The sequence below is a fragment of the Nocardia sp. CA-120079 genome (assembly GCF_050955745.1).
In the GTDB taxonomy this organism is placed as follows: Bacteria; Actinomycetota; Actinomycetes; order Mycobacteriales; family Mycobacteriaceae; genus Nocardia.
Window position 1 is genome coordinate 1,484,004 of record NZ_CP192088.1, and the last position, 18,714, is coordinate 1,502,717.

At 66.4% G+C, this 18,714-nt stretch carries 20 protein-coding genes; 9 read left to right on the top strand and 11 right to left on the bottom strand.

Annotation, left to right across the window (positions count from 1 at the left end; all coding sequences use genetic code 11):
• Positions 1-80: 80 nt before the first annotated feature.
• Complete coding sequence (locus ACQPYR_RS06770; RefSeq protein WP_433628899.1) at positions 81-2,102, top strand: ArnT family glycosyltransferase; 2,022 nt, start codon at positions 81-83, stop codon at positions 2,100-2,102.
• Here the strand turns inward: ACQPYR_RS06770 and ACQPYR_RS06775 are convergent.
• Positions 2,075-2,665: a carboxymuconolactone decarboxylase family protein gene (locus ACQPYR_RS06775; RefSeq protein WP_433628902.1), complete on the bottom strand. Its 591-nt coding sequence runs from the start codon at positions 2,663-2,665 to the stop codon at positions 2,075-2,077. The two genes, ACQPYR_RS06770 and ACQPYR_RS06775, sit on opposite strands and share 28 nt — an antisense overlap.
• Before the next feature lie 59 nt (positions 2,666-2,724).
• Here ACQPYR_RS06775 and ACQPYR_RS06780 point away from each other — a divergent pair, with 59 nt between their 5' ends.
• The 3 genes from ACQPYR_RS06780 (at position 2,725) to ACQPYR_RS06790 (ending at position 4,825) form a co-directional block, all read left to right on the top strand.
• A complete protein-coding gene (locus tag ACQPYR_RS06780; protein WP_433628905.1) occupies positions 2,725-3,075 on the top strand; it encodes a winged helix-turn-helix transcriptional regulator in 351 nt (116 codons plus the stop codon).
• A 41-nt stretch (positions 3,076-3,116) separates the two neighbouring features.
• A complete protein-coding gene (locus ACQPYR_RS06785; protein ID WP_433628908.1) occupies positions 3,117-3,689 on the top strand; it encodes a TetR/AcrR family transcriptional regulator in 573 nt (190 codons plus the stop codon).
• 95 nt (positions 3,690-3,784) lie between these two features.
• Positions 3,785-4,825, top strand: a complete 1,041-nt coding sequence (locus tag ACQPYR_RS06790) for a medium chain dehydrogenase/reductase family protein (RefSeq protein ID WP_433628910.1) — start codon at positions 3,785-3,787, stop codon at positions 4,823-4,825.
• Positions 4,826-4,833: 8 nt separating this feature from the next.
• Here the strand turns inward: ACQPYR_RS06790 and ACQPYR_RS06795 are convergent, their stop codons facing one another.
• A complete protein-coding gene (locus ACQPYR_RS06795) occupies positions 4,834-5,277 on the bottom strand; it encodes a hypothetical protein (protein WP_433628913.1) in 444 nt (147 codons plus the stop codon).
• A gap of 292 nt (positions 5,278-5,569) precedes the next feature.
• Between ACQPYR_RS06795 and ACQPYR_RS06800 the strand changes: the two genes are divergently transcribed.
• Together ACQPYR_RS06800 and ACQPYR_RS06805 are read left to right on the top strand one after the other, a co-directional pair.
• The gene (locus ACQPYR_RS06800; RefSeq protein WP_433635036.1) at positions 5,570-6,514 is read left to right on the top strand and encodes a GlxA family transcriptional regulator; all 945 of its coding nucleotides are present in this window, start codon (positions 5,570-5,572) and stop codon (positions 6,512-6,514) included.
• 133 nt (positions 6,515-6,647) lie between these two features.
• Complete coding sequence (locus ACQPYR_RS06805) at positions 6,648-6,980, top strand: hypothetical protein (RefSeq protein ID WP_433628915.1); 333 nt, start codon at positions 6,648-6,650, stop codon at positions 6,978-6,980.
• A gap of 92 nt (positions 6,981-7,072) precedes the next feature.
• On the opposite strand, the gene ACQPYR_RS06810 is transcribed toward ACQPYR_RS06805, so the two are convergent.
• The 4 genes from ACQPYR_RS06810 to ACQPYR_RS06825 form a co-directional block, all read right to left on the bottom strand.
• Positions 7,073-7,615 carry a hypothetical protein gene (locus tag ACQPYR_RS06810; protein WP_433628918.1) on the bottom strand — a complete coding sequence of 181 codons (543 nt, stop codon included), beginning with the start codon at positions 7,613-7,615 and terminating at the stop codon, positions 7,073-7,075.
• 219 nt (positions 7,616-7,834) lie between these two features.
• On the bottom strand, positions 7,835-8,317 hold the full coding sequence (locus tag ACQPYR_RS06815) for a DUF305 domain-containing protein (RefSeq protein ID WP_433628921.1): 483 nt from the start codon (positions 8,315-8,317) through the stop codon (positions 7,835-7,837).
• A gap of 253 nt (positions 8,318-8,570) precedes the next feature.
• The gene (locus tag ACQPYR_RS06820; RefSeq protein ID WP_433628923.1) at positions 8,571-8,975 is read right to left on the bottom strand and encodes a DUF6153 family protein; all 405 of its coding nucleotides are present in this window, start codon (positions 8,973-8,975) and stop codon (positions 8,571-8,573) included.
• 63 nt (positions 8,976-9,038) lie between these two features.
• Positions 9,039-9,617 (bottom strand): AMIN-like domain-containing (lipo)protein, encoded by a 579-nt coding sequence (locus ACQPYR_RS06825; protein ID WP_433628926.1) that lies wholly within the window; start codon positions 9,615-9,617, stop codon positions 9,039-9,041.
• 128 nt (positions 9,618-9,745) lie between these two features.
• Between ACQPYR_RS06825 and ACQPYR_RS06830 the strand changes: the two genes are divergently transcribed.
• The gene (locus ACQPYR_RS06830; protein WP_433628928.1) at positions 9,746-10,894 is read left to right on the top strand and encodes a methyltransferase; all 1,149 of its coding nucleotides are present in this window, start codon (positions 9,746-9,748) and stop codon (positions 10,892-10,894) included.
• A 159-nt stretch (positions 10,895-11,053) separates the two neighbouring features.
• Entirely contained in the window at positions 11,054-11,899 is an 846-nt protein-coding gene (locus tag ACQPYR_RS06835) for a Bax inhibitor-1/YccA family protein (RefSeq protein ID WP_387296224.1), read from the top strand.
• Positions 11,900-11,958: 59 nt separating this feature from the next.
• Here the strand turns inward: ACQPYR_RS06835 and ACQPYR_RS06840 are convergent, their stop codons facing one another.
• The 3 genes from ACQPYR_RS06840 to ACQPYR_RS06850 all read right to left on the bottom strand — a co-directional run bounded on the left by ACQPYR_RS06840 (position 11,959) and on the right by ACQPYR_RS06850 (position 14,845).
• Positions 11,959-13,179, bottom strand: a complete 1,221-nt coding sequence (locus ACQPYR_RS06840) for an acetyl-CoA C-acetyltransferase (RefSeq protein WP_433628931.1) — start codon at positions 13,177-13,179, stop codon at positions 11,959-11,961.
• A 69-nt stretch (positions 13,180-13,248) separates the two neighbouring features.
• On the bottom strand, positions 13,249-14,139 hold the full coding sequence (locus tag ACQPYR_RS06845; RefSeq protein ID WP_433635037.1) for an SGNH/GDSL hydrolase family protein: 891 nt from the start codon (positions 14,137-14,139) through the stop codon (positions 13,249-13,251).
• A 232-nt stretch (positions 14,140-14,371) separates the two neighbouring features.
• Positions 14,372-14,845, bottom strand: coding sequence for a hypothetical protein (locus ACQPYR_RS06850; protein ID WP_433628933.1), 474 nt, complete (start codon positions 14,843-14,845; stop codon positions 14,372-14,374).
• Between the two features lie 95 nt (positions 14,846-14,940).
• On the opposite strand from ACQPYR_RS06850, the gene ACQPYR_RS06855 reads away from it, so the two are divergent.
• Positions 14,941-16,323: a cystathionine beta-synthase gene (locus ACQPYR_RS06855; RefSeq protein WP_063036535.1), complete on the top strand. Its 1,383-nt coding sequence runs from the start codon at positions 14,941-14,943 to the stop codon at positions 16,321-16,323.
• 15 nt (positions 16,324-16,338) lie between these two features.
• Here the strand turns inward: ACQPYR_RS06855 and ACQPYR_RS06860 are convergent, their stop codons facing one another.
• Entirely contained in the window at positions 16,339-16,812 is a 474-nt protein-coding gene (locus ACQPYR_RS06860; protein ID WP_433628936.1) for a DUF4254 domain-containing protein, read from the bottom strand.
• A gap of 689 nt (positions 16,813-17,501) precedes the next feature.
• Entirely contained in the window at positions 17,502-18,677 is a 1,176-nt protein-coding gene (locus ACQPYR_RS06865) for an acyl-CoA dehydrogenase family protein (RefSeq protein ID WP_433628939.1), read from the bottom strand.
• Between the last annotated feature and the right edge of the window lie 37 nt (positions 18,678-18,714).

Genomic DNA, 18,714 nt, shown 5'->3' on the forward strand with positions numbered 1-18,714 from the left:
GTCATAGGGTTGGGCAGGCTCACAGCGGACTGACAGGAAACGCAAAGGGGGTCCACCGGGACGGCTGTGATACTCCCCAGGTGACAGTGACCAGTGCCCCGGCGTCCCTGCCCGATACGACCCCACCCGATACGACGCCGCCCCATACGACCCCGCCCGCACCCGCGACAGCGTTGCCGCCGATCAGACGATGGGAGCGCATCGGGCTGGCGGTGCTGCTGATCGCGACCGCGGTGGCGTATCTGTGGAATATCACCGTCAATGCCATGGGCAACAGCTTCTATGCCGCGGCGGCCTGGTCGGGCTCGCTGGACTGGAAGGCGCTGCTGTTCGGCTCGCTGGATCCCGGGAACTTCATCACGGTCGACAAGCCGCCGGTATCGCAGTGGGTAATGGGACTTTCCGGTCAGCTGTTCGGTTTCAGCAGTGCGAGCATGCTGATACCGCAGGCACTCATGGCCGTCGCGACGGTCGCGCTGATGTACGGCGCGGTGACCCGGGCGGCGCAGAGCCGTGGCGCGGGACTGCTCGCCGGCGCCGTCTTCGCGGTGACACCGGTGGTGGCGTTGATGTTCCGGTTCAACAATCCCGATGCGGTGATGGTCCTGCTGATGACGGCGGGTGCTTACTGCACGATCCGAGCGCTGCGGCAGGCGAGTGTGTGGTGGCTGATGCTGGCCGGTGTCGCGCTCGGCTTCGCATTCCTGGCGAAGATGCTCGAGGGATTGATGGTTCTACCCGCATTGGGCATCGCCTACCTGATCGTCGCGCCGACCAAGCTGCGTACGCGGCTGTGGCATCTGCTGGCCGCGGCGGCCGCGCTGGTCATGTCCTCCGGCTGGTACGTGGTGCTGACCATCCTGTGGCCGGAATCCTCGCGGCCGTATCTGGCCGGATCCACGAATAACACCTTCATGGATCTGGTGCTCGGCTACAACGGCTTCGCCCGTTTCCTCGGCCGCAACCACAAGGGCGGCAACCGCTTCGAGCTGCCACCCGGCTACGAAATGCCGCACAATGCCGGAGGCGGGCAGGGCTTCGGCGGCTTCGGTTCGGGTCCGGACCGGCTGTTCACCGGCGAAATCGCCTACGAGATCTCCTGGTTGCTGCCCGCGGCGATCCTCGCATTCGTCTTGGTACTCGCATCCCGGTGGCGCGCACCACGCACCGATCTGGTTCGTGGCGCGGCATTGACCTTCGGTCTGTGGCTGATCATCGACGGCGTCGCCTTCTCGACCATGAAGGGCGGCATGCACGCCTACTACACCTTGGCGATCGGGCCCGCCGTGGCGGGAATGTTCGCACTCGGTGTGCACGAAATGTGGCGTCGCCGCGCCGACGCATTCGGTCGAATCGGATCCGCCGCACTCATTCTCACCGCTGGTGTGTGGGCATTCGTTGTCCTGCAGCGGAATTCGGATTGGCAGCCATGGCTGCGCTGGACGATCATCGTGATCTCGGTGCTCGCGGCGGTCGGTCTGCTCATCGCATTGCTTCCGGTGGCCGGGCGACGTCGGGTGCGGGACCGGGTGACCTCCGTGCTGGTTATCGCGGGCGTCATCGCCGGTCTCGGTGGTTCGACGGCATACGCGGTGACGACGCTGCCGCAGTCGCATACCGGCGGCGGCCCGACGGTCGGTCCGGCCAAGGCGCGCAAGCCCGATTCCCAACAGCAATCCCAGGTGGGCCGGATCATGGGCGGTAACTTCGCGGAGCCGCAAGTGGTGAACATGCTGAGCGACACCACGACCCGCTGGTCGGCGGCCGTGGACCGCTCCTCGACCGCGGCCACTCTCGAATTGGCCAGCCGCACAGCGGTTATCGCGATCGGCGGTTTCACATCCGAGGATCCGGTGCCCACCCTCGATCAGTTCCAGGAAATGGTCCGCACCCACCAGGTCCGCTATTACCTGGCACAGGAAGTGCAACTGCCCGATTCCTGGCGCGTGCGCAACCAGGGTGATGCCACCACACCGGCCCCGGAAGACGAGCCGTGGCGACCCGTCGGCCACAAGGACATCGGCGACTGGGTCGCCGCGCACTACCAGGCGGTCCACATCGGCGATGTGGCGGTCTACGACCTGGCCTCGGCACCGAACTGAGGGGCGCCCGCCGGAAACCGCCGCGCCCAGGGTTCCAATTCGATTCGGGCGCTGTTGATTACGGTGCTGAGCAAGCGATACCAACCGGCGATGATGATCAGCTCCAGGATCTGGTCGTCGTCATAGCGCTCGGCCAGTCGGGTCCAGACGAGATCGGAGATATCTCCGGTGTCATGCAGATCGTCGGCCAGCCGAACCAGCACGCTGTCCGCAGCGGTCCAGGCCGGATCGTCGGCCGGACCGCTTGCGGCGGCGTCGATTTGGGCCGTGGTCAGGCCCACGGCAGGACCCTGGACGACCGCATGCACGCCCCATTCGTACTCGGCGCCCGCCCGGGCGCAGGTGCGATGGATGACGATCTCGCGGTCGCGCGGCGGCACTCGGCCGTGGCCGAGTATGCCGGCGCCGAGTGGCCGCATTCGCGAGAAGAGTTCGTTGTGCACGGCGAGCGTGCGGAACAGCGCCAGCGGCTCGAATGCGGCTTCCGGCGGCATCCACTTCTTCAGTTGCGCATCGATCTCGGGTGCGTAGGGCGGGCGCAGTGGGGCGATTCGGGTGGTCATCGGTCAAACCTCGCTAGACTTGTCGTCATGCTTCGAAAAACAGAGCAAGGACGATGCCGATGGTAGCTTCGGAATCCGAAGCAAGCAAGGCGCCGCTGGCAGGCAAGCCCGTGCGCGGATCGCGCACCGGCCGCCCGATCATGACGCTGCTGGATCTGCTCGGACGGCGCTGGACGTTGCGGGTGCTGTGGGAATTGCGGGACGGTGCGAGCGTCACCTTCCGTGAATTGCAGAGTCTGACCGGCGGTGTGTCGGCCAGCGTCCTGAACGACCGGCTGCGCGAATTGCGTGAGGTGAACATTGTGGAGACCGATTCGAACGGCTACCGCCTCGCCGCCGATGGCGTCGATCTGGTCGAAGCCCTTGGGCCACTTCAGGTTTGGGTTCAGCGCTGGTCTGACGACAGGTGAGGGTTGACAGCAGCGGAGAGAGTGAGTGTATAGTCACTCACATGAGTAGACGCGGTGTTGTCCTTTCTACGTCGGAGATCCGGCGCGAGGCGGTGGTCGATGCCGCGATCGCCGAATTCGCGCAGACCGGATACCGCGCGACGCCTATCAATACCGTTGCGGCGCGGGCGAATATCTCGCCCGCCTACGTATTCAAGTTGTTTCCCGGCAAGATCGCGCTGTTCATCGCGGCGCTGGACCGGTGCTACGAGCTGGTGGAGCGAGCGCTGTCCGCGGGCGCCGCGCGGGCCGATAGTGCCGAACCCGATGCCATCCTGCACGAAATGGGCGCAGCTTATGCGGAGTTGATCGCCGATCGAAACCTGTTGCTGCTGCAGGTGCATGCGCAATCGGCGGTCGATATTCCGGAGGTCGCCGAGGCGGTGCGCCGTGGGCTCGAGCGTGTGACGACCTTCGCGAAGACGCGCTCCGGTGCCGATGATGCGGCGGTGCAGCGCTTCATTGCCTACGGCCAACTCTGTCATCTCATCACCACGCTCGGACTCGACAGCCTCGATGCCGGCTGGGCGCGAATGCTGAGTGCTGGTATTCGGCATGTCGATCCGACGACGTGAGGGGTAGTTGTTCAACGACCGTCGCCCCTGCGGGGGCACTTTTTTCAACCATAGAGTGACTGTTCGATCACTCACTCTGCGTCGAGAGGCAAACCATGAACACCCAGGCAATCCAGATTCTGCTGCCCGGACCGGTCGACCCGACGGGCTTGCAGGTCACCCACCGTGAACTGCCCGCGCCGACCGACGGTGAGGCCATGATCGCCGTCGAGGCAAGTGGCGTCTCCTTCGCCGAACAACAGATGCGCCGCGCGAAGTACTACGACCAGCCGCCCTTCCCGTTCGTGCCCGGCTATGACCTGGTCGGCACGGTGACCGCGATCGGCCCCGGGGTCGATCCTGCACTGCTCGGACGACGCGTCGCCGCACTGACCAAGATCGGCGGTTGGTCGAGTCATATCGTGCTGGCCGCTGCGGATCTGGTTCCGGTCCCCGATGGCCTGGATCCCGCCGCGGCCGAGACCTTCGTCGTGAACGGCATTACCGCATGGCAGATGCTCCATCGCATCGCCAAGGTTCGCGCAGGTCAGACCATTCTGGTACACGGCGCCAACGGCGGCGTCGGCTCGACGCTGGTGCAGCTGGCCCGTCACGCCGGTATCCGAGTAATCGGCACGGCGTCCGCACGGCATGCCGAGGCCGTAGCGGCGCTGGGCGCGGAGGCGATCGACTATCGCGGCGACGTGGCGGCGCAGGTTCGAGCGCTTGCGCCGAGCGGGGTCGACGCCGTCTTCGATCATGTCGGCGGCCCCGGCATCGTCGACTCGTTCCGCCTGCTCGCACCGCACGGCACGCTGGTCTCCTACGGCACCGCATCCACCAAAGACGATCCGGGCAACTCGCGCCTCCCGGTGCTCGCGCTTGTGGGCCGGTTGATTTGGTGGAACCTATTGCCCAACAAGCGGAATGCGCACTTCTTCAACATTTGGGCGGGCCGGCGCAAACGCACCCGGTTCCGCGCCGAGATCGCGGCGGATCTCGGCGCGGTATTCGAGTTGGCCGCGGCGGGCAGCTTGCGTGCGCAGGTGGCCGCTCGTATTCCGCTGACCGAGGCCGCCCGCGCGATGGAGCTCGCCGAATCCGGCACCGTCACTGGCAAAGTCGTCCTCGTACCCGGAAACCCACTGCCGCACTGAATCTTTGGTCACGCCCCGGTCGTCGAGCCGGGGCGGACGATCATGAGGACGGTGACCACCGCCCACAGGAGGTTGAAGATGCCGGTGAGCATGGCCAATTGGGCGGTGGCGGGGATGGTCTGCGGCAAGGCGGCGAGGATTCGGGATTGGTCGGGCAGGATCGCCAGCGCGAGGATTCCGGCGGCCACACCGGTCAGGGCAATGGATACGGTGAGCCAAGTATCGGTGAGGACGCCGAGGCCGGCGGCGGTGGCCAGCCCGAAGACCGGAACGGCGAGGCCGATGGTGGCGTAGACACGGCAGATGCGGTGCAGGTTGCGTGCGATGGCCAATCGATGTGGGTCGGTCTGGACCTGGCGGACGGTGGCGGGGAACATACTGGCCGCCACCGTTACCGGGCCGATGGCGATAATGGCCGCCAGCACATGTAGGGAGAGTAGAAGTTTCGTCATGGTCGGCGCTCAGATGGCGGGGGCGTGGCCCGAGTTGCGCCAGGCCGTGCCACGGCTGCGGGTGGGGATCATCGGGGGATCGAATCCGTCGAACAATACGAACTGGGCCAGCACCGTGTGAGCTCCTTCATCGTGTCGGTGCTGCCGACGGTAGTGATCGACGAGCGGTGCGGGAATTGGCGGAATTGCCATATGTCAACGGATTCTCGCCAGCTACTCTGATCTGCAAGGATCAGGAGTGCCGCAGGTCACACCCATTGGCTGGAATCTCGCGATCACCTACGGTAGCGACATGCATACCGTGGCCGTCCTCGCGCTGGACCAGGTGCTGCCCTTCGACCTTGCCACGCCGATCGAATCCTTCACCCGCAGCCGCCTACCCGACGGCCGCCCCGCCTACCGGGTTCGCGTCTGCGCGGCCACGCCGACCGTCGAGACCGAACTGTTCACCATCAAGGCGCGCTGGGGGCTGGAGGCGCTGGCGGAGGCGGACACGATCGTGCTTCCCGGCTGCGCGGACCCCGCCGGTGCGGTCCCGGACGATGTCATCGAGGCACTGCGCGCGGCGGCCGCCGATGGCACTCGCATCGCCTCGATCTGCGTCGGCGCCTTCATCCTCGCCGCCACCGGTCTGCTCGACGGGCTGCGCGCCACCACGCACTGGCTCGCCGCCTCGACCCTCGCCGCCCGCTACCCGGCCATCGATGTCGACCCCGATGTGCTCTACGTCGACAACGGACAATTCCTCACCTCCGCCGGTGCCGCCGCCGGAATCGACCTGTGCCTGCACATGATTCGGCGCGATCACGGTTCGGCCGTCGCCGCCGATGCCGCCCGCCTCGCGGTCATGCCATTGGAACGCGAAGGGGGACAGGCGCAATTCATCGTGCACGACCAGCCGCCGACGCCGCAGGGTGCGTCGATGGAACCGTTGCTGCGCTGGCTGGAGGAGCACGCCGCGAACGCGCTCACCCTGGAAGATGTTGCGGCCCAGGCGGGTATGAGTCCACGCACCCTCAACCGCCGCTTCCGCGAACAGACCGGCACCACCCCGCTGCAGTGGCTGCACCGCGCCCGCATCCGCCAGGCCCAATATCTGCTCGAAGCCACCGACCATCCGGTCGACCGCATCGCCACCCAGGTCGGCTTCGGTTCGCCCACCGCCTTCCGCGACCGCTTCAAACGGGTGGTCGGCACCAGCCCGCACACCTACCGCACCGCCTTCCAGAGTCGCTGACCTCATGAGGTTGCCATCCGTCTGCTCGTGCCGTCGGCCAGCCCACCTGCCTGTTTCGGATCGTCGCATCGGGGGCACCTAATAGGCATCAGGCATAAGCACCCGGCCTGACAGCGAAATGTGAGGTACCACCATGACAGCGGAAGGGCCGTGGGAGATTCCCCCGCTCGACGACGCTCCGGATATCGCCCGCGCGACCGAGCCGCAGCCGGGAATCACCTTGGCGGACGCCAGAAATTGGCCCGGGTTCGTCCTGCTGATCATCGGCGGACTCGTCGCCATCGTCGCCGCGGTGATCGGGGCGGTCGGCTTTCCGGGCACCGCGTTCGTCTTCGCGCTCGTCGCCATCGCCGCCTCGCTGACCGGTATCGCCCTCGTGCTCTTCGAGCGGCGCGGCCGCCGTCCACAGCCGCGCGCCCCGGAGCAGCCCGGCCCCTGGCAGCCGACCGTCCCGCCGGGCGCTTGATTCATCCCCGGCATAGTTCCTTCGCAACCATGGCCGCACGGCACCTTGCTGCTCGCGCCGACACCGTGCGTGGGAACGTGAATCAGACTGCGTCAGTAGGCTTTACAGGCGTCTTCGGCGACATTCTTGGTGGCGTTGAACTTATCGATCGCGGCATTGAGAGTATCGGTCGGCGCGCGCCGGTCGAGAGTGTCGGCCAGGGCGTTGGTGTCGTCGCGGTAGCTGCGCAGCGGGCCGGCGACGGCCAACGGCACGTCGGAGGTCAGCTTCGAGTCGATGGTCCGGGCGTTATTGCGCAGCGCGGTGACGGCGTCATTGGCCTTGGCGTTGGTCTCCGGATCATTGACGCCCTTGTTGTTGCTCGCGTCGATGTAGTCGTTGAAGGTGTGGATCGAGCTGGTGTTCGCGCTGGTGAAGGTGTCGCAGGCGGTGCCTGCCGCACGTTGGGCGGCCGCCGCGCGGGAGGAGGATGCGGCCACCGACGACGCCGTGACCTCGGAGGCGTATGCGGCCAGTTCGGTCTGGTTGACCTGCGCGCTGCCGTTGATCTGCTTCGAGCACGCGCCGATGGTCAGGACCCCCACCGCGGTCGCTGCCGCCGCGGCGACGAGGCCCGTCCGCTCTAGTCGTCGCATGTCGGTTCCCCTCTTCCCCTCCGAAGATCCGGCCGCTGGAGGCGCGTAGGAAGCCGGACGTAAAGACCGTACTTGTTCGCGGCCGCCGACGTCAGCCTGCCGAACCGATATCGATGACCAACCGATATCGAACGGCCGAAAGAGCACTGGTCAGGAACCGCGTGGTCGGTGCGGAGCGCACCGGAACGCGATGGTCCCGGTGTGCTCCGCGACGCGGTGTCAGCGCTGGCCGAGCATCCCGCGCATGGTGCCGATTTCGGCCTGCTGGGCGCCGACGATGGCGGTGGCGAGAGCCTTCGCGTCCGGATTGACGCCGCCGGCGAGTTCGGTGTTCGACATCGCGATCGCGCCCGTGTGGTGCTCGATCATCAGCTCCAGCCACTGCCGGTCGAAGTCGGCGCCGGAAGCCGCTGCCAGCGCGTTCATCTGCTCGTTCGACATCATGCCCGGCATTGCGGTCGTGCCGGGCATGTTCATGCTGGTCGTCATTTCCATGTTGTGCCCGCCATGGCCAGAGCTGGTGGGCGCGGGCTTACCGAAGCTCTCCAGCAACTTGGTGATCTGCTCCATCTCCGGTGACTGCGCCGTCTCGATATCCGCGGCGAGCGCACGCACCTGCTCGTTCTGGGTGCGGCTCGGCACCAGCCGCGCCATCTCGACCGCCTGCGCGTGGTGCGGGTACATCATCTGCAGGAAGGTCACGTCCGCGTCGTTGAAATCGGTTCGGGCAGCGGGCTTTCCAGAGCTCACCGACGCGGAGCCGTGATCCATACCCGGCATGGAGTCGTCATTTCCACAACCTCCGGTGAAAAGCGCTGCGGCGGTGGTCGTCGCGGCGATGGCGACGGTGATTCGGCTACGGGTACTGAACATGTCTGTGCTCCTGAGGAATTGCGAATGAACGGTTTTCGGGCAGGTCGCAGCCGCGTCCGTGGTACGGGCGCGGTGGGGTCTGTCAGATCCGCAGAATCGACAATTCGGCCAGGGACAGCACGGTCCACGGTGGTGCGCGTTCGCGTATCGGCCGCCACTGGCGCGGTTCCGACATACCGCCACCCGGTCGATCGAGGGTGATCCAGTAGAGCAGGACGAGCATCAGGGCGACCGCGACGGCGGTCAGGATGAAAACGCAGGCGTGCATGCCGCCGTGTGCGTGGCCGCAACCGTCATCGGTGCAGTCCGGTTCGGCGGCAGCGTTGTGGTCGGCGGGCAGCGCCATGGTCGCCATCGTGTGGTGGTCATGGGCTGGAGCGACCGCGAAAACTCCGGCGTGCATGGCGACGATGCCTGCGAGCAGCACCAATACACCGAGCACCCGGACGAGTCCGGTGGTGCGCGAAGGCGGCTGCGGTTCGACCACAGCGTCATTCTAGAGAGCACCCCGCGTCGCCCGCTGATACCCCCTGGTCGTATCGGGCACCGGCTAGGCGTTCGCGATATCGATGACCAGCCGAGTGGGATTGGTCAGGGTGCTGACCCCGAAGACCGGGCGATCGGCATTCACCCCGATGAACGATTGGGTGGTGCCCTCGAAGACCCCGCTCCGGTACACCCCCGCGACTACCGGCGCACTGGGATCGGTGGCCGGATCGGGACCCGAATACGGCGTCACCCCATTGTCGAACGGATACGCCGACCCGGTGATCTGCACCTCCAGAATCGAGCGGCCCGCGACATCGACTACCTTGCCGCTGGCGTCCTGGACGGCCTGCCCGGTGTATTGCACGATCCAGCCGGGCGTGCCCGCACCGCCGAGTTCGTAGACCACGCGATCGAAGCCCGCATGGTGCCCGATCCGGATGCCGGACACGGTCAGGCCCGCGTCGGTGGACGGAGTCCCGCGCTTGGGCCCCGCATCGCGCGGTGCGGTGTCGGGCGCATCAGTGAATGTGCCGGTCGTGGTCGGCGCGGTGGTCGTGGTGTTCGGGCTGGACCCGTCGTCGCCGCAGCCGACGAGCACCGCCGCCGCGGCGGCGACCAACAGCACCATCCTGTTACGCATGTGGCTGATGGTATTGCCCGCGGTTCGCGCCGTCGGGGATTTGCGATGACCCGGTGTTCGGCACCGGAGTGTCGCCGACATGCCGGGGTGGACGCGATCCATCGGCAACGATCTAGCACACTTGAGGTGTGGGAGATGTCGAGGACGTACTTGGCCGGCTGCGGCGGTACCCGGATGTGGAGGCGCTCAACCTCTACGCCGTCGATGCCGCCGACCGGCTGATTCTCGACGTCGCCGCCGAGGCCATCGATGCCGCTGGCAGCGGCCGGATCGCCGTGATCGGCGACGCCTACGGCGCGCTCACCCTCGGCGCGATCGCCGGACACGATCTGCGCGATATCCGTGTCCATCAGGACCTGCTCACCGGTGAACTCGCGTTGGCCAACAATGCGCGCGCGCTCGGTCTCGCGGATCGCTATACCGCACACCCGCTTTCCAAAGAATTGCTCGCCGACGCCGAGGTCGTGCTGCTGCGACTACCCCGCATGCTCGCCGGACTGACCGAGGTCGCCGACGCCATCGCCCGCTACGCGGATCCCGGGGTGACCGTGATCGCGGGCGGGCGCGACAAATATCTGACCAAGTCCATGAACGATGTACTGGCCGAATCGTTCTCGCAGGTGCGCGCGAGCCGGGGACGGCAGAAGTCCCGCACGCTATTGGTGAGCGGTCCGAAACCCGTTGCCGCGCCGCCGTTTCCGGTGCGCGAGCGGATCGACGATATCGATATCGACGTGGTCGCGCACGGCGCGGCGTTCTCCGGCGCCAAATTGGATATCGGAACCCGATTCCTGTTGCAGCACTTCAAGTGGATGAAGCCCGATGCACGCGATGCCATCGATCTCGGTTGTGGCACCGGCATTCTGGCCGTCGCGCTGGCCAAGGCGCGGCCTGGCATCCGGGTGGTCGGCACCGATCAGTCGGCCGCCGCGGTGGCGTCGGCGCGGGCGACCGCGGCGGCCAACGAGGTCGCCGATCGGGTGACCGTGGTACGCGACGACGCCATGTCCTGCGCCGCCGACAACAGCGCCGATCTGGTGCTGTGCAATCCGCCGTTCCATGTCGGCGCCGCCGTGCACACCGGATCGGCGATCAAGATGTTCGCCGAAACCGGTCGGGTGCTGCGTCCCGGCGGCGAACTGTGGACGGTTTACAACTCACATCTGAACTATCGCGGCGTGGTTCAGCGGATGGTCGGCCAGACCGAGGTGATCGGCCGCAATCGGAAATTCACGGTGACGCGATCCGTGCGTGGACTGCGCGACGTCCAGCGGTAGTAGAGTCCGAATTGTCCGTACCGAAGGGTCGCTCGGGAACTCGGCCGGGTCGATACACGTTGGACAACCTAGTTGGATATCGAGCGACCGGCTCGCATGAGACGGCTCGGGACTGACGGCCACGGCGACGTGGACCACGACTCCAGAAAGGCATCGACGGTGCGCACCACTAGCAATCCGGTTTTTCGTCAACTTCCTCGGCAAGAGGGCAGTGGCTATGCCAACTTCGGATCAGGGGTGGCGGGCGCGGGCCAGATGACCCAGCAGGCCGGTCAGTACCCGCAGTACCCCCAGTATCAACAGGCCCCGGCCACCCGGGCCATGACCATCGACGATGTGGTCACCAAAACCGCCATCACCCTCGGTGTGCTCGCGCTCTCGGCGATCATCTCCTACGGCCTGACCAACGCGAACACCTCGCTGGCGCCGTTGTTCGTCATCGGCGGTGGTCTGATCGGCTTCGTGCTGGTGCTGGTCGCGACCTTCGCCAGGAAGATGGACAACCCGGTCGTCGTGCTCTCGTACGCGGTCTTCGAGGGTCTGTTCGTCGGCGCGCTGTCGTTCATGTTCACCAATATCGAATTCGGCGGCGTCGGCGGCAGTGCCATGATCGCGCAGGCGGTGCTCGGCACCTTCGGCGTGTTCGCGGGCATGCTCGTGGTCTACAAGACCGGCGCGATCCGCGTGACCCCGCGCTTCACCCGAATGATCTTCGGCGCGATGATCGGCATCTTGGTCCTGATCGTCGGCAACCTGATCGCCAGCTTCTTCATCGACGGCGGCCTCGGCCTGCGTGACGGCGGCCCGCTCGCCATCGTCTTCAGCCTGGTCGTGATCGCGGTCGCCGCCTTCAGCTTCCTGCTCGACTTCGACGCCGCCGACCAGCTCATCCGCGCCCAGGCCCCGGAGAAGGCCGCCTGGGGCGTGGCCCTCGGCCTGACCGTCACCCTGGTCTGGCTCTACATCGAAATCCTGCGCCTGCTGAGCTACTTCAACAACGACTAGCCCACCAACACGAAGGCGGCCACCGGAATCCCGGTGGCCGCCTTCGCGTTCCGCGGAAACTAGCTCAGGCGCTCGATGACCATGGCCATGCCCTGGCCGCCGCCGACGCACATGGTCTCCAGGCCGAACTGCTTGTCGTGGGTCTGGAGGTTGTTGATGAGGGTGGCGGTGATGCGGGCGCCGGTCATGCCGAACGGGTGGCCGAGGGCGATGGCGCCACCGGACACATTCAGCTTGTCGAGGTCCATGTTCAGCTCGCGCGCGGAACCGAGGACCTGGACGGCGAATGCCTCGTTGATCTCGTACAGGTCGAGGTCGTCGATGTTCATCTTGGCGGTCTTCAGGGTCTTGCGGACCGCCTCGATCGGGCCGAGGCCCATGATCTCGGGGGACAGGCCGGAGACGCCGGTGGCGACAATGCGCGCCAGCGGGGTCAGGCCCAGTTCCTTGGCCTTGGTGTCGCTCATGACGACCAGCGCGGCCGCACCGTCGTTGAGCGGACAGGCGTTACCGGCGGTAATGGTGCCGTCCGGGCGGAACACCGGCTTGAGCTGCGAGATCTTCTCGTAGGTTGTGCCTGCGCGCGGGCCGTCGTCGGTGGTGACGATGGTGCCGTCGGGCAGGGTCACCGGAGTGATCTCCCGTTCGAAGAAGCCGGCCTTGATGGCCTCCTCGGCGCGGTTCTGCGAGCGCACGCCCCAATGGTCCTGATCTTCACGGGTGATGCCGGTGTACTGGGCGACGTTCTCGGCGGTCTGGCCCATGGCGATGTAGACGTCGGGCAGGATGCCCGCCGAACGCGGATCGGTCCACAGGTCGGCGCCGCCTTCGGCGCGCTTGGCAGTGCGGGCCTCGGCCTCGGCGAACTCCGGGTTGTGGGTGTCCGGCCAGCCGTCGGCGGTGCCCTTCGGGAACCGCGACACGGTCTCGACACCGGCGGAGATGAACACGTCGCCCTCACCGGCCTTGATGGCGTGGAAGGCCATCCGGGTGGTCTGCAGCGAGGAGGAGCAGTAGCGGTTCAAGGTGACGCCGGGCAGGGTGTCGTAGCCGAGTTGCACGGCCACGTTGCGGGCCATGTTGAAACCGCCCTCACCGGCGGGCTGGCCGCAGCCCAGGATCAGATCGTCGATCTGAGTGGGGTCGAGGCCGGGAACCTTGTCCAGGGCCGCGCGGACCATCTGGGCCGCGAGGTCATCCGGCCGCATGCTCACCAGCGAGCCCTTTCCGGCGCGGCCGATCGGCGAGCGAGCGTAGGAAACGATGACGGCCTCGGGCATGAGGACTCCTTTGTTGGACGGTCATGGTGCGTCCGGACGATGTCCGAAACGCGGTCTTCGAACCGTTTGTTACTTGTGCGTTCGAATCGAATCTACGTCGCGTCCTGTTGGGCGGGAACCCGGGGTCGCCTCCTCGAGTGCCTGCATCAGGACCGGGAGTAGCAGCGCGGCCGCCCGTCCGTAACCCGCCGCCGAGGGGTGGAATCCGTCCTCGGAGAACAGCTGCTCGGGTGCGGCACGGAACTCCGAGGCGAGCCGGTCACCCATTGCCACCGGGATGCCACCGGCCACCGTGGTCGCGACCGATTGGGCCCTGGCCAAGCGGATGCTCCAGTTACGCACCACCGTCCGCAGCGGCTGCGGAATTGCCACGACCGTGCCGAGATTCGGACAAGTGCCGACCACCACGATGCTGTCGGCACGGCGCAGGCGGGCCACCGCGGCGGCGAGCCGGTGCGCGGAGGCGCGGATGGAGTGCTTCTTGGTGACGTCGTTGGCGCCGATGAGGATGACCGCGGCATCCGGCGGCGGTCCGGCGACGAACATCGCGTCGACCTGTCCGGCCAGCCCCTTCGAGGTCGCACCGGATATGGCCTTGGTACTCAACCGGATTCGCTGTCCGGTGGTCTCGGCGAGGCCGCGCGCGATGCGCACGCCGAGGACTTCCTCGGGTGATACGCAGCCGACCCCGGCCGCGGTCGAATCGCCGAAGATCATCAGATGCACGTCGGCATGCAGACCGGTGCGCCACGGTTGCGGCGCGAGGCAGCCCGCGGTGTAGATGCCGTCGGCCTCGGGCGGTTTCGAGGTATCGCGCCCGATGACCCCGCGCGCGACCCCGGCCTGTGCCATGAGCAGTCGATACGTCGCCCACCATGCGGTGCCGGCGCCGGAACCGGCCAATACGGTTGCGGCACCCGTCACTGCCGCCGTCTTCCAAACTCCCCCGCCTCCCCGCATCTTTTGCCGGTCGTCGGTAGTCACGGCAGTTGCGTTTCGGGCCGGTCGTTCGGTGCGCCACAGCATCTGGGCGTACCCGATGAGTTACCCATGTACCTACGAAATCAGTTGTTGCGGTTCGAGGCAACATGAGATGAGACGCAAAGCCTGATTCGGCGTCGACAGCTCGGTCCGTAGCGTGACGGACCCTGCGGTATAGCGGCGACCACGGGCAGCGAACTTGTGGCGCGGCTCAGGCCGGCGGTTCGCCGGGAACGTCGAACCACCCGTGCGCGGGGACGCTCGCGGTGTCGGTGCTGACGGTGACCTCGACGCGTCCCGGACCGGTGTCCTGGAACAGGGCGTACTGAATGCTGCCGTAGAGGCCGGTGACCACGTTGTTGTCGTAGCTGCCCGTCGCGCCGGTGGTCAGATTGCGCCACGCGACGGTGGTGCGGACCTCGCACAGCGGAGCCAGCGGATAGTCACCGGGCCCGAGACCCACCGCCGGGTCCGCGCGCACATTGAGAACGGCCCGGCCGGGCCACTGCGCACTGGTGTCGGCCCAGGTGCGGATGGTCGTCCCGCAGAGGCCGCCGTGCGCCAGCGTCGGCACCTGTGGGAACTGAACGGTCGCGGCCTGTGCGGGGGTGGCCCCGACGACTCCGGCGGCCACTGCCGCTCCGGCCAGAACTGTCGCGGCGCGAGCGATGTTCGGCTGCTTCATATTTGCGATCCTAGGCAAGTGATCGCCGTCATGTGCGATTTGTCGGGCTGGACGCGCGCGCACGGATACCGACCCCTTCTGCAACGATAGGGGGCATGCGCATCGCTGATCACGTCGTTGACCTCATCGGCAATACGCCGCTGGTTCGATTGAACTCGGTGGTGGGCCCCAACGCAGGCATTGTCGCGGCCAAGATCGAATATCTGAATCCGGGCGGTAGCTCCAAGGACCGCATCGCGGTGAAGATGATCGAGGCGGCCGAGGCCTCCGGCGCGCTGCGGCCGGGCGGCACCATTGTCGAGCCGACCTCCGGCAATACCGGTGTCGGGCTTGCGCTGGTCGCGCAGCAGCGCGGCTACCAGTGCGTATTCGTCTGCCCGGACAAGGTGAGCGAGGACAAGCGCAACGTGCTGCGCGCCTATGGCGCCGAAGTCGTGGTGTGCCCGACCGCGGTGCCCCCGGACCACCCGGACAGCTACTACAGCGTCTCCGACCGCCTGGTCCGCGAGATCGACGGCGCGTGGAAGCCGGACCAGTACTCCAACCCGGGCGGCCCGGACAGCCACTACGAGACCACCGGCCCGGAGATCTGGCGCGATACCGACGGCAAGGTCACCCATTTCGTGGCCGGTGTCGGTACCGGCGGCACCATCACCGGCGCCGGTCGGTATCTGAAGGAAGTCTCCGGCGGCAAGGTGCAGATCGTCGGCGCAGATCCCGAGGGCTCGGTGTACTCCGGCGGCACCGGTCGGCCGTATCTGGTCGAGGGCGTCGGTGAGGACTTCTGGCCCTCGGCCTATGACCCGGCCGTGCCGGACGAGATCATCGCCGTCTCCGATGCCGACTCCTTCGATATGACCCGCAGGCTCGCGCGCGAGGAGGGCCTGCTGGTCGGCGGCTCCTGCGGTATGGCGGTGATCGCCGCCATCGAGGTCGCCCGGCGCGATCCGGATGCGATCGTGGTCGTACTGCTGCCCGACGGCGGCCGCGGCTACCTGTCCAAGATCTTCAACGACCAGTGGATGAGCTCCTACGGCTTCCTGCGGGATCGGATGGACGGCGCGGCGGAGCCGCTGGTCGGCGATGTGCTGCGCGGCAAGTCGGGTGCGCTGCCGGATCTGGTGCACACCCACCCGTCGGAGACCCTGCGCGATGCGATCGAGATCCTGCGCGAGTACGGGGTTTCGCAGATGCCGGTCGTCGGTGCCGAGCCGCCGGTGATGGCGGGCGAGGTCGCGGGCAGCGTGACCGAGCGTGATCTGCTGTCTGCTGTCTTCGAAGGCCGTGCGCAGTTGACGGATTCGGTCGCTCAGCACATGAGCCCGTCGTTCCCGCTGATCGGCTCGGGCGAGCCCATTTCGGCCGCGACCAAGGCGCTGTCGGATACCGATGCGTTGATGGTGGTCGAGGACGGCAAACCCGTCGGTGTGATCACTCGCCACGATCTGCTCGGATTCCTGAGCACAGGCTCTATCTGAGTGTTCGCGTTCCAGTCATGCGGATCGGCGGGGGCGCGAATTGACTTGGGCGGCACCGATAATAAGGTCGCTCCACTGATCGGCGAGCAGCGCAAGGCGGTACCAGGCCGCGTGCACGCGATCGTCGGTGACTTTCTCGGCGGTATGCAGTAGGTGGCTGGCGTGCACGTAGGCGGCGGCCATTCGATCCATGGTCGCGCCGATGGATTCGGCGCGGATGTGTGCGGTCGAGCGCCGCTGGGGCACTCGGGTAATCACCCAGGTATCGATGGCGGAGACGAGTTCGGCTCGGCGGCAATCGATTCCGGCGGTGGCGAGCGGATCGCCGTGCCGCTGCCGGTGCAGGTCGGCGAGTGCGTGTGCCAGCGGAATGAGCGGATGATCTTGCCCCGACTCGGCCGGATGTCCGCCGAAGGCGGCGACCAATTCGCGTTGATCCGGCAGCGCTCGCGCGCCGTCGATGATCGGGCTGCTACTACGCACGAACATGGCTGGCTCCCAACGGGCTCGAGAGCAACCGGCAGGTGGGGTCGGATGAGAGCGCGTGCATCGTGTACCTCCACGGACATTTCGATGCGATAAAGCTTGCGCCTCGTCCCTTGCCGATTCGGTGACATCAAGATGGCACCGCGATGACCGGCAGTAACAATGTTCTCTACACGGTGCAATTCGCGTTGTGAAGTATGCCGACCAGTCTGCAATGGTGAATGTACCGGTCGCACACCAGGATTCGCGGCATCTGGGTGTGGCGAGTGGTCGGCACACAGCGGCCGTCCGGACCGACCCGAGCGTTCCCCCAACTGCCGCACCCTTTTCGGAATTCGCCAACTTCATCGGCGGGTCATAGCGGCGCGGCTGAGCCGCATGCGGGTTTGGCATATCGATGGCTGGGAATGTATCGGAGAATGCTTGACCGTTGCGCCCCGATTGTCCGAATTAGGCAAATATTTCGCAAATAGGCAATTCTGCTGGTAGGTGCGATGTATACCAACGCGACTTCCCCCGAACCGGCGAATACCTGCGCCACGACAACCCCCGCGACCTGCGCTGACCCCTCCTCCGACGACCGCCCCGGGCTGAGTCAGCGGATGTCATCGAGTTGGACGGGTGGTCACCATGCGCTGATGGCGGCAAATGTCGAGAAGCCCCGCCATCAGCGCATTCTCATGTCATATCGGTTATCGAAATGCATTCGAGTCGGTGAGGGCTTTTCCTAGTACTAATTGGTGGACCTCGGCTGTGCCCTCGTATGTGAGGACGGACTCGAGGTTGTTCGCGTGCCGGAGCACCGGATAGTCCAGTGTGATGCCGTTGGCGCCGAGGATGGTTCGGCATTCGCGGGCGATGGCGATGGCCTCCCGGGTGCTGTTCAACTTGCCCGCGCTGATCTGCTCGGCCAGCACTTCGCCGCGATCCTTCAACCTGCCGACCTGCAGCGCGAGCAGCTGGCCCTTGCCGTACTCGAGCGCCATATCGGCGAGCTTCGCCTGGGTCAGCTGGTAGGCCGCCAGCGGCTTGTCGAATACCTCCCTGGTCCGCGCGTACTCGATGGTCGCGGCCAGACAGTCGCGTGCCGCGCCGAGCGCGCCGAAGATAATGCCGAATCGCGCCTCGCTCAGACACGCGAGCGGGGAACTGAGGCCGCGTGACTGCGGCAGCACCGCATCGGCGGGCAGCCGCACATCGTCGAAGTCCAACTCAGCGGTGATCGACGCGCGCAACGACAACTTGTGATGCATCTCTCGCGCGGTGAATCCGGGCGCGTCCGCCGGGACCAGGAAGCCGCGCACCACCTGCCTGCCCTCGTCCTCGGTCTGCGCCCACACCACGGCGATATCGGCCACCGATCCGTTGGTGATCCACATTTTGGAGCCGTTGAGCACCCAGTCGTTGCCGTCGCGCTTGGCCCTGGTCCGCATGCCACCGGGATTCGAGCCGAAATCCGGCTCGGTGAGTCCGAAACAGCCGAGCGCGCGCCCGGCCGCCATATCCGGCAGCCACTGCTGCTTGTGCTCCTCGGAACCGAACTTGTGGATCGCGGTCATGGCCAGTGAACCCTGCACCGAAACCATGCTCCGCACACCCGAATCGACCGCCTCGAGCTCCTGGCAGGCCAGACCGTAGGCGGTCGCCGAAAGGCCCGCGCATCCATAGCCCTCCAGGTGCATACCGAGCAACCCGACATTGCCGAGTTCCGGCGCAAGCTCACGGGCCGGAAACGTCCCTGCCTCGAACCATTCCGCGATCTGCGGCCGCAACCGATGATTCGCGAACGTGCGGACGGTATCGCGGATCTCGCGCTCGTCCTCGGTCAACAGGGCATCGATCGCGAATAGTTCATCAACGCTCAGCATGAGCTCAACCTACCGCCGTCGCCGCCGCGAAAGCCGC

Excerpts from the sequence above, each read along its gene's own strand:
- ACQPYR_RS06775 (WP_433628902.1), bottom strand. The coding sequence starts at position 2,665 with ATGACCACCCGAATCGCCCCACTGCGCCCGCCCTACGCACCCGAGATC.
- ACQPYR_RS06780 (WP_433628905.1), top strand. The coding sequence starts at position 2,725 with ATGGTAGCTTCGGAATCCGAAGCAAGCAAGGCGCCGCTGGCAGGCAAG.
- ACQPYR_RS06785 (WP_433628908.1), top strand. The coding sequence starts at position 3,117 with ATGAGTAGACGCGGTGTTGTCCTTTCTACGTCGGAGATCCGGCGCGAG.
- ACQPYR_RS06790 (WP_433628910.1), top strand. The coding sequence starts at position 3,785 with ATGAACACCCAGGCAATCCAGATTCTGCTGCCCGGACCGGTCGACCCG.
- ACQPYR_RS06795 (WP_433628913.1), bottom strand. The coding sequence starts at position 5,277 with ATGACGAAACTTCTACTCTCCCTACATGTGCTGGCGGCCATTATCGCC.
- ACQPYR_RS06800 (WP_433635036.1), top strand. The coding sequence starts at position 5,570 with ATGCATACCGTGGCCGTCCTCGCGCTGGACCAGGTGCTGCCCTTCGAC.
- ACQPYR_RS06805 (WP_433628915.1), top strand. The coding sequence starts at position 6,648 with ATGACAGCGGAAGGGCCGTGGGAGATTCCCCCGCTCGACGACGCTCCG.
- ACQPYR_RS06810 (WP_433628918.1), bottom strand. The coding sequence starts at position 7,615 with ATGCGACGACTAGAGCGGACGGGCCTCGTCGCCGCGGCGGCAGCGACC.
- ACQPYR_RS06825 (WP_433628926.1), bottom strand. The coding sequence starts at position 9,617 with ATGCGTAACAGGATGGTGCTGTTGGTCGCCGCCGCGGCGGCGGTGCTC.
- ACQPYR_RS06840 (WP_433628931.1), bottom strand. The coding sequence starts at position 13,179 with ATGCCCGAGGCCGTCATCGTTTCCTACGCTCGCTCGCCGATCGGCCGC.
- ACQPYR_RS06845 (WP_433635037.1), bottom strand. The coding sequence starts at position 14,139 with ATGCGGGGAGGCGGGGGAGTTTGGAAGACGGCGGCAGTGACGGGTGCC.
- ACQPYR_RS06850 (WP_433628933.1), bottom strand. The coding sequence starts at position 14,845 with ATGAAGCAGCCGAACATCGCTCGCGCCGCGACAGTTCTGGCCGGAGCG.
- ACQPYR_RS06855 (WP_063036535.1), top strand. The coding sequence starts at position 14,941 with ATGCGCATCGCTGATCACGTCGTTGACCTCATCGGCAATACGCCGCTG.
- ACQPYR_RS06860 (WP_433628936.1), bottom strand. The coding sequence starts at position 16,812 with ATGTTCGTGCGTAGTAGCAGCCCGATCATCGACGGCGCGCGAGCGCTG.
- ACQPYR_RS06865 (WP_433628939.1), bottom strand. The coding sequence starts at position 18,677 with ATGCTGAGCGTTGATGAACTATTCGCGATCGATGCCCTGTTGACCGAG.